Origin of the sequence: Paenibacillus zanthoxyli JH29, assembly GCF_000520715.1 — a bacterium.
Taxonomy (GTDB): domain Bacteria; phylum Bacillota; class Bacilli; order Paenibacillales; family Paenibacillaceae; genus Paenibacillus_AQ; species Paenibacillus_AQ zanthoxyli.
In genome coordinates, this window is the sequence record NZ_ASSD01000295.1 from 1 (window position 1) to 1,944 (window position 1,944).

1 protein-coding gene and 1 pseudogene are annotated in these 1,944 nt (G+C 48.1%); both read right to left on the reverse strand.

Features of this window, described 5'->3' with window-relative positions; all coding sequences use genetic code 11:
* Positions 1 to 364 (reverse strand): annotated as a pseudogene (locus L691_RS28590) (penicillin-binding protein 2); the annotation flags it as partial.
* Between the two features lie 250 nt (positions 365 to 614).
* Positions 615 to 1,944: penicillin-binding transpeptidase domain-containing protein (locus tag L691_RS0110730; protein WP_025690494.1), on the reverse strand; the 1,330-nt coding region annotated here is incomplete at its 5' end.

The following is a 1,944-nucleotide window of genomic DNA, read 5'->3' on the forward strand; positions in this document are numbered from 1 at the left end:
TCACATTCGCCTTGGCTTCAGGAGTATAATCCGTTAACTTGGTGTTCTTGTCCGTCTTTGTCGCTATATACTCCTTGGTCAGCGTGATGTACAGCGATTGGACAGGAGTGGAGTAGGCGAGTTTCTCTCCACCAGCGGCGAAAATTGAACCGCGTATTGCGGCAAGCGGCACATCTTTCGCATCCCGATTGGTCTCCACTTCGGTCAGCGTCGGGCCTTCCACGAATTGCAGTACGGCAAGACGGATAATAATTACACAGAAAATGACAAACGTACTGAAAAAGAACACATTGATCCGCAGCTTCAGGGTGCTTTTGCTATTGGCCTCGTCCAAAGACGAGCCCTGCTTGCGAAAAAGGCTCACTTTGTTCTCTCCTCAATTATAACATTTAAGAATACCTATGTATCCCGGGAAGTAGGCTAATTCCTATGGAACCCATTTATTGTAACATAAGCTCCGCTGCAGCTCTAATATTCTCAACACTCATCAGTAGACAAAATGAAAGGGACACCGACCTTTTGTGGAGAAATTGAGGTCACCAACCAGGCAATTTCCATACAAAGAAGATGTCCCCCTCTCTTATATACCGATTTAAAGCCTGATGTCAGCTCTGTTAGTTCGTACCACTTCCAGTTGTACCGCTCTCGGCTACGTTGCTACTTTGAGCCGCCGATTGGTTCTTCTGGAGACTCTTCTTCGGCACCCCGTCAAGACCATACTCCCAGTCGTAGGCGTCGAAAATTTTACGCGCCACCGGCGCGGCGCTGTTTGAGCCGAACCCGCCTTCGGGTATAATAACGGCTACAGCCAGCTTCGGCTTGTTACGCGGCGCGTAGGCGATGAAGACGCCGTTGTCGACGGTGTGTTTGCCGCTCTTATCGTAATAATCCTGCTGCGAGGTTCCCGTCTTGCGGGCAAAGTCGTAAGGGAAGCCGTTAAAAGCATCGACCTTGCTATTCATTCCTTTTTTCACTTCATTCCAGTAAGAATCATCCATTTTGACAGTATTCAGTACCTCACGTCCGAACGTCTTAACCACTTTTCCCGAGGAATCCGTGATTTTGCTGACAAGATGAGGTTTGATCCGCTCCCCCTTATTAGCCAGAGTAGAGGCATATTGGGCAAGCTGAAGTGTTGTGTAAGCTCCCTGTTGACCAAAAGAAGCATAAACCAAAGCGGCCTGGGCACTACCTGCGGCCTCCAAATTCGTGTAGTTGATTCTACCCAGAAACTCATTGGGCAGATCGACATCCGTCGAAACTCCGAGACCGAACTCCTTCATATATTTATCCCATACGTTAATGCCCTTGGAATGATATTTTTCATACAATTTCTTGCCTACTTCATCAACCATAAATACGTTGGATGAATGTTGAATAGCCTGGTAAGGGTACATTCCTCCATATACGTGGCCGGAGGCGTTTCGAACGCTCGTTTCATGACCAGCCTTGCCGAAATAAGCAATCCCTTTGTCCGTATACCATGTTGATGTGGTAAAAAGCCTTTCGTTAAGCCCAACCAATACGCTAAGCGGTTTGATTGTCGAACCCAGCAATACCGTCGACTCGAAATTATTGCCCGATCGCCCCGACGAATATGGAGTAATCGTACCATTCTGATAGTTGGTGATGTCCAAGACTTTCGAAATGCTGCCGTCAGTCCACGCATTCGTATCGTAATCCGGCAAACTGGCCATGGCTACGATATTTCCCGTATCGACTTCCATCGCCACCGCATAGCCCGTTATCGCATTGGGATGCGTCTTGCCCTGAACGGCATGTGTATGCAGCCACTTGATCTGGTCCGTTATCGCCTGCTCCGTCTTGAGCTGCACGTTTTTGTTGATAGTCATCCAAATGTCATTGCCTTTGACGGGAGGCATGACCTTCTCGATTTTCTCGGCCATATTCTGCGGATTGATGGAAATTTCCTGGTATCCGTTC